The organism is Vibrio sp. 10N.222.49.C12 (assembly GCF_041475025.1).
Lineage (GTDB): Bacteria > Pseudomonadota > Gammaproteobacteria > Enterobacterales > Vibrionaceae > Vibrio > Vibrio crassostreae_C.
Genome location: NZ_JBFRVF010000060.1, coordinates 66,701 through 73,829 on the forward strand (window position 1 = coordinate 66,701; position 7,129 = coordinate 73,829).

Consider the following 7,129-nt stretch of genomic DNA (forward strand, 5'->3'; position numbering starts at 1 on the left):
AATTAAGCCTCCTGCTCTTCAGCCGACTTTTTGATTGGCTTACGGAAACGGTAACGACGGTCACTGATAGCAATAGCGCCACCAATCGACATAATCAAAGAACCTGCCCAGATCCAACGTACAAATGGTTTGTAGTAGATACGTACAGCCCAAGATTTGTTGTCGTCTAAACGTTCACCCATTGCAATGTAAAGGTCGCGCGTTACGCCACGGTCAATCGCTGCTTCTGTCATCATAGACTTAGCTGTGGTGTAGAAACGTTTTTCAGCGTGAAGCGTGTTGATGTATTTGCCTTCTTTAGTAATTTCAAAGTCAGCAATGTAACCATCGTAGTTAGGACCATCTTTGTCACGAACCCCTGTAAACAGGAAGCTGTATTCTTCAAGCTGGTAGCTTTCACCTGGCGCCAGACGTACATCACGTTCGATGCTGTAGTTTTGCACCATCGCGATACCAATCACTGTCACGGCTAAACCTATGTGACCACACATCATTGCCCAGTGGCTACGAGGTAGCTTAGTTAGACCTTTCAAGAATGTATGACGGTGAGTCGCACGCTCATGCAGCTCAAAGCCGTGCATGAAGATGATCCAGAACGCCATTACCCAACCAGCAAACGCAGTACCACTGAAGCGGTCAGCCAGTAGAGCAACCATTAGCGCACTCAAGCCAAGTGAGAATGCACCTGAAATCAGCATTGGTTTAACAAGCTTAGACAGGTTGTCACGTTTCCATCGGATCAGAGGACCGATACCAAGCAGGAACGAGAACGGGATCATTAACCAGAAGAACAACATATCAAAGAATGGTGCACCGATAGATACCGAGCCCAAGCCTAACTGTTTGTGAACTAATGGCAGTAGCGTACCTACTAACACAACGACAAGCGCTGCAATCAGTAAGATGTTGTTACCAAGCAGTGCGTTTTCACGAGAAACCAGATCGAAGTTACCGCGAACACGAACCGATGCGCCTTTAATAGCAAACAACAGCAGTGAACCACCGATAACAAAGACTAGGAAACCTAGAATAAACATACCACGAGCAGGATCCGACGCGAATGCGTGAACCGATACCAAGATGCCCGAACGAACTAAGAATGTCCCTAGTAAGCTTAGCGAGAATGCAGAGATAGCCAGCAGTACTGTCCAAGCTTTAAATGTGCCACGCTTCTCAGTTACCGCTAGTGAGTGCATTAGAGCAGTACCAGCCAACCAAGGCATGAATGAAGCGTTTTCTACTGGATCCCAGAACCACCAGCCACCCCAGCCAAGTTCGTAGTAAGCCCACCATGAACCTAGCGCGATACCTACCGTTAGGAATAACCAAGCTGCGATTGTCCAAGGACGCGACCAACGAGCCCATGCCGTATCAAGACGACCACTCATTAGAGAAGCGATTGCGAAAGAGAACGCAACAGAGAAACCTACATAACCCATGTAAAGCATTGGCGGGTGAATAATCAAACCCGGATCTTGCAGTAGTGGGTTCAGGTCACGGCCATCAACAGGGAAGAAAGGCAATGTACGTAAGAACGGGTTAGACGTCACAATAATGAACAGCAAGAAGCCGACAGTAATCAGACCCATGATAGCCAAAACGCGAGCCACAGACTCTTGAGGCATACCACGACTGAATGTCGCTACTGCTACAGTCCAACCCGCTTGGATGAGAACCCAAAGCAGTAATGAACCTTCGTGCGCACCCCAAACCGCCGTAATTCGGTAGTACCAAGGTAGTTGGCTGTTTGAGTTACTTGCTACGTATTGAATCGTAAAATCATTTGTGTAAAACGCGTAACACAAGATAAAGAACGAAATCGCTAAGAATCCGAACATACCCCACGACAACGGTCGTGCGCTGTTCATCAATAATGTGTTATTTCGAGCGGCTCCATACAATGGGAGCACGCTTAGCAGCAATGCAAGTCCCAAGGACAGGATCATCGCAAAATGGCCGATCTCGGCTATCATTGAGCATTTCCTTCTTTTTGTTCAGTCGTGTATTGCAAAGGCTCATGGGTTTTCTTCATTGCTTCCGCAACTTCAGAAGGCATGTACTCTTCATCGTGCTTTGCCAACACCTCAAACGCTTCGATTGTCGTTGCATTTTTAAGGACACCCTGAGCAACAATACCTTGGCCTTCACGGAAAAGATCAGGAAGGATACCATCGTATAGAATTGTTACTTTAGGGCCTACATCCGCCAAATCGAAGCTTACACGTAGTGATTCATTGTCACGGCTTACAGAGCCGACTACGACCATGCCACCAATACGTAGGCGTTGACCAACTTCAGGCTTTTTACCATCTTTGCCGTTGACCAGCTCAGTTGGTGTGTAGAACAGATCCATGTTCTGGTTAAGTGCGTAAACCATCAATCCAACAGTCGCACTGATACCAAAAAAGATCGCTAAGACAATGCCCAGCCTCTTTTTACGTCTTGGGTTCATAGAGTGTTCTCCATATTTTTTGCTGCATCGATACGAGCTTGACGATCAATCTTAGCTTGTACTTCATTTAGTAATTGCTTACCACGACGAACGCTTACGACCAGTAAAATGATCATCGCGAGGAATGTGATTCCAAATGCACTCCAGACATACGAGGCATAACCTCCCATGGCTAAGAAATCACTCAAAGATTCAAAATACATAATTACCTACCCTACTACGCTTTTTCAGCCGCAAGCTTGCGAACCCATGGACGGTGACTTTCTTTACTGATGATTTCGTTACGGAAACGAATCATGGTTAAAGCGCCAAAGAAGAAAGCGAAGCCGAAGATGTTAAGAAGAAGCGGCCATAGCATGTCACTTGAGATCGAAGGTTTTGCGAACTTAGTAATGGTCGCGCCTTGATGAAGTGTATTCCACCACTCTACAGAGAAGTGAATGATAGGGAGGTTGATGACACCAACGATAGCCAAAATGCCTGCCGCTTTCGCTGCTGTTTTTTGGTCGTCAAAAGCGTGGTGTAGTGCGATCACACCCAAGTATAGGAATAGAAGAATCAGCTCTGAGGTTAAACGCGCATCCCAAACCCACCAAGCACCCCACATTGGTTTACCCCAAACTGCGCCAGTTAGTAACGCAATGAAGGTAAACACAGCGCCAATCGGTGCCATCGCCAGTGCGGCCATGTCTGATAGCCTTACCTGCCATACCAAACCGATAAAGGCAGCAATCGCCATCGACATGTAAACGCCCATCGACCAGATTGCAGACGGAACATGGATGTAGATGATACGGAAGCTATCGCCTTGTTGGTAATCAGAAGGCGCAAATGCAAGCCCCCACACGGTACCGACGGATAGACACAATAGCGCTAGGATCGAAAACCATGGCAAAAGTTTACCAGCAAGCTGATAAGAGGTTTCTGCTTTGGCATAGGGATGGAGCCATTTCCACATGTTGTAATCTCACTCTTACTTCATATTGCTTACAGCTATTAAAGCTATAATTATAATAATTTTATTTGTCTTGCTTTCAGTTTTATTGACTATATGAGTCCAATCGACACATTTGGTTCACATTGGCTATACGATAACGGAACCCCAATCAGTTCACACTTACTCTAAGTGCGGCACTGATCGCAAAAGGCGTCATAGTCATCGCACCCATTAACATTGCCCCAAGCACCGCCAATTGACCGTTGTATGCAACGCCCAAAGCCGCAGCGTCAATCGCTGACGTCGCGAAAATCAAAATGGGGATGTAAAGCGGCAAGATTAACAGGCTTAACAGGACTCCGCCCTTCTGTAACCCAACGGTTAACGCAACACCAATCGCACCAATAAAACTCAATGCGGGTGTTCCTACCAGCAAGGTCAACACAACTGAGAGCCATGTATCAAAATCTAAAGACAACAAAACAGCCAATAATGGGCTGATTAAAATCAATGGTAACCCGGTCAACAACCAGTGTGCTATGACTTTGGACAATACTACCAACTGCAACGGGATTGGCATCAGCATCATCTGTTCAAGGGCGCCATCTTGAAAATCATCACGGAAAAGACGCTCTAAAGAGAGCAATGCAGAGAGCAAAGCGGCCACCCAAACAATACCCGCAGCAATACGCGCAAGTAGGTTTGGCTCTGGGCCAATACTCAAAGGGAAAAGCGTGATAACAATGATGAAGAACCACAAAGGGTTAAAGATATCCGCTTGACGTCGAAACGCGATAAGCAGTTCGCGTCGGATAATCGTGGTCATTGAAGAGATCATATTACTCACCCAACTTTATTTTTCTTAGTTTCGGGCTATCAGCAAACATATCTTGGTGTGTGGTTAACAACACAATGCCACCGTTGTCTGCATGCTGAGAAAAAAGAGATTCGAGAACTTTCACGCCCTGCTTATCAATGGCAGTCAGCGGCTCATCAAGAATCCACAACATTTGCTTGCTCAACCAAAGGCGAGCCAACGCAACTCGGCGTTGTTGGCCTGCTGAAAGTTGCCCCGCAGGTACGTCTTCTCTGCCCGCAAGCCCGACTTGAGCCAGCGCGTGATAAAGCTCTTCTTTGCTGGTACCGCCACTGTGAATCGACTGATAAAAGCTCAGATTCTCATAAGCACTAAGCTCGCGCTTTACGCCTGTTTGGTGACCAAGAAAAAGTAAATTTTGATGATAAACATCTCGACTCGATTCAATAGACTCACCGTCCCAAGAGATAGTGCCGTCATCGCGATCGCCTAGGCCAGTAATAATCCTAAGGAGTGTCGTTTTCCCGGTACCGTTACGACCTTCAACTTGAACCAGCTCACCTGGTTTCAATTGAAAAGACAACGATTCAAACAGAATCCTGTCGTCACGAATAGCAGTTAAATTTGAGACTTCTAGCATAGGTAAATTTAGTCGAGTAATGAGAGCGCTATAGTAGCACACCAACATGGTGACAAAACAGGACTAGGCGTTTTCGATAGAACAAAGTCGGTAAGAAACTGTTACCACCTCATCACAATTTACACATTTTCATCAACAAACAAGATATTGTCGTAGATACAAGCACTTATAAACATCGTTCTATATAGATCGGACAGGCATAAAAAAAAGAAGCCGAAGCTTCTTTTAAGAGGAATACGTAATAAACATCAATTGCTCAATACGAATTAAGCGCTCAATTTAACGACGTCGAGGCGGGTCTCTGCGATCGCGAGAGGCATCGGGTTGCTGATCGTACGATGAAGGGTCGCTTCGTAATGAAGGAATTTTCTCTTTACCAGCAAGCTTGTTCTGCAGAGACATCATCAGCTCAGCTTCTGCTTTGGGTAATTCACATTCTTCAATTAACTCGTTAATCCCAGCGCCAAGCTGAACCATTTTCGTTGCACGTGTGTACAAACGTCCATCGGTATCCGCATGTTCCAGCTCAACAATACGTTCATTCAAATGTTTGATAAGATCTTGTTGTTCAGTCACTTTCTGGCCAAGGCCAACCACAACAGAGCGAACCTCAAGTAATTGCTTACTCGATTTTTGAAGCTCTTTGTCCAAGTTACGAACTTGCAGGCGTGACTGATCGAGCTGCTTTTGAATCGCACGTTTTACTTTGCTAATCAAAATCAGGATAAATAACGTAAAAACCCCAACGCCTGATATCAGAGCGACAGGGCTTAAAGGAAGCGCTTCAAACATTACAGGTGAGCCATCTCATCCCATTCGTCTTCGCTTAGTAGTTTGTTTAGATCTACTAAGATAAGTAGCTTGCCATCTCGGTTACTTACACCTTGGATGAACTTAGCACTTTCATCAGTACCAACACTTGGCGTTGTGTCGATTTCAGAAGAACGCAGGTAAACCACTTCAGCAACGCTATCTACTAGAATGCCAATTACTTGACGCTCAGATTCAATAACGATGATACGAGTGTTGTCTGTGATTTCACCTTGCATCAAACCAAAGCGAGAACGAGTGTCGATAACAGTAACAACGTTACCACGTAGGTTAATAATACCTAGAACGTAATCTGGAGCACCCGGTACTGGAGCAATTTCGCTGTAACGTAGTACTTCACGTACTTGCATTACGTTGATGCCGTAAGTTTCTTCTTCTAGCTGGAAAGTCACCCATTGAAGTACTTCATCATTCGTTTGCTCTTTTCTTACTTCAACTTCACTCATATGAGACATAGATAATCCTCTTGCCGTCGTTACCGACCACTATTATTAACTTGATGCTTATTGTTAGCCCAATGCTTATTACTAGCTTAATGCTTTTACATCTAGCCCTGCGTTTAGCATGGCGATTAATGCTTCAACATGAATCAAAGCACACATTTTTTCTTTTACCATACCAGCGAGCCATGGGCGTTTCCCTGCCATTTCTCGCCAACGTACTTTGTCTGTATTAAGTAGCTCGGTGCCTTTGAGCTCGGTGCCCGCCAGGCCCCACAAGCTCTCTCCAAGCATCACTATATATTGATAGTTTTCTTTGTATTCGTCACCTGATAGTTTCTCAGACATCACCCATTTTGCGGTGTCGACCACATCTAGCTGACTATCACGGTTGGTTTGTAAACCCAAATACCAAGCTGGCTTACCAATGATATGACTTAACTCTTCAAGGCGATGGATGCCGCCAAGCTCATCAAGTGGCACCGCAAAGGTCACGCCGTTTACATCAAAATACAAGACTTGAAAGTCTTCTTTGCGAACCGTACTTTCCCAAGAGGTAAACTGGTCAGCACCTCCTGCTTGAGTTTCGGGTTCAATAACTGTCTCGGGATCAGGAACGTCAAGTTCAGGCTCAACAGCCTTAACTTCTACTTGTTCCGTCTCCAACGATTCAGCTTGTAACTCTTCAATTTGCTGCGATTCAACAGGTGGCTCTACAACAATTGATAAATCGGGTTCTGGAAGATTCCAATCCTGAATCTCTGGCTCTTCGAACACTTGAACAGACTCAACCGCGGCATCAAACATTTGCATGTCTGCTTGCTGGGCGATTTTCTGGGTGTTCTGATCCATCAACTCATCAAGGTTCAGTTCATCAACAACATTGGTCGCCTCTAAACGGCTGAGTAGTTTCTGAACATCTTCAAGGTTAGGAACCTCAAACTCAGCCGCGCGTATTTCTGCGTAGCTTGAGTGGTGACTCGAAAATTGGCGCTCTGGCTCTGGCTCTGGC

The 7,129-nt window shown here is 45.5% G+C and carries 9 protein-coding genes; all 9 read right to left on the reverse strand.

The genetic code is table 11. The features are described from left to right. Window positions 1–2: 2 nt before the first annotated feature. Entirely contained in the window at window positions 3–1,973 is a 1,971-nt protein-coding gene (locus tag AB4583_RS17170; RefSeq protein ID WP_017071949.1) for a heme lyase CcmF/NrfE family subunit, read from the reverse strand. Next, a complete protein-coding gene (ccmE, locus tag AB4583_RS17175) occupies window positions 1,970–2,452 on the reverse strand; it encodes a cytochrome c maturation protein CcmE (RefSeq protein WP_017060655.1) in 483 nt (160 codons plus the stop codon). The genes AB4583_RS17170 and ccmE overlap by 4 nt, the downstream gene beginning before the upstream one ends. Beyond that, the gene (ccmD, locus tag AB4583_RS17180) at window positions 2,449–2,655 is read right to left on the reverse strand and encodes a heme exporter protein CcmD (protein WP_017060656.1); all 207 of its coding nucleotides are present in this window, start codon (window positions 2,653–2,655) and stop codon (window positions 2,449–2,451) included. Before ccmD ends, ccmE begins: the two co-directional genes overlap by 4 nt. Window positions 2,656–2,669: 14 nt before the next feature. Beyond that, window positions 2,670–3,410 carry a heme ABC transporter permease gene (locus AB4583_RS17185; RefSeq protein WP_017068974.1) on the reverse strand — a complete coding sequence of 247 codons (741 nt, stop codon included), beginning with the start codon at window positions 3,408–3,410 and terminating at the stop codon, window positions 2,670–2,672. A gap of 148 nt (window positions 3,411–3,558) precedes the next feature. Continuing rightward, entirely contained in the window at window positions 3,559–4,227 is a 669-nt protein-coding gene (gene ccmB, locus AB4583_RS17190) for a heme exporter protein CcmB (RefSeq protein WP_017060658.1), read from the reverse strand. Between the two features lies 1 nt (window position 4,228). After that, complete coding sequence (ccmA, locus tag AB4583_RS17195; RefSeq protein ID WP_017060659.1) at window positions 4,229–4,846, reverse strand: cytochrome c biogenesis heme-transporting ATPase CcmA; 618 nt, start codon at window positions 4,844–4,846, stop codon at window positions 4,229–4,231. 279 nt (window positions 4,847–5,125) lie between these two features. After that, window positions 5,126–5,638, reverse strand: a complete 513-nt coding sequence (locus tag AB4583_RS17200) for a DUF2802 domain-containing protein (RefSeq protein ID WP_017060660.1) — start codon at window positions 5,636–5,638, stop codon at window positions 5,126–5,128. After that, the gene (locus AB4583_RS17205; RefSeq protein WP_017064109.1) at window positions 5,638–6,132 is read right to left on the reverse strand and encodes a chemotaxis protein CheW; all 495 of its coding nucleotides are present in this window, start codon (window positions 6,130–6,132) and stop codon (window positions 5,638–5,640) included. Before AB4583_RS17205 ends, AB4583_RS17200 begins: the two co-directional genes overlap by 1 nt. A 72-nt stretch (window positions 6,133–6,204) precedes the next feature. Then, the coding region (locus AB4583_RS17210) for a chemotaxis protein CheW (protein WP_372082571.1) at window positions 6,205–7,129 on the reverse strand (925 nt) is incomplete at its 5' end.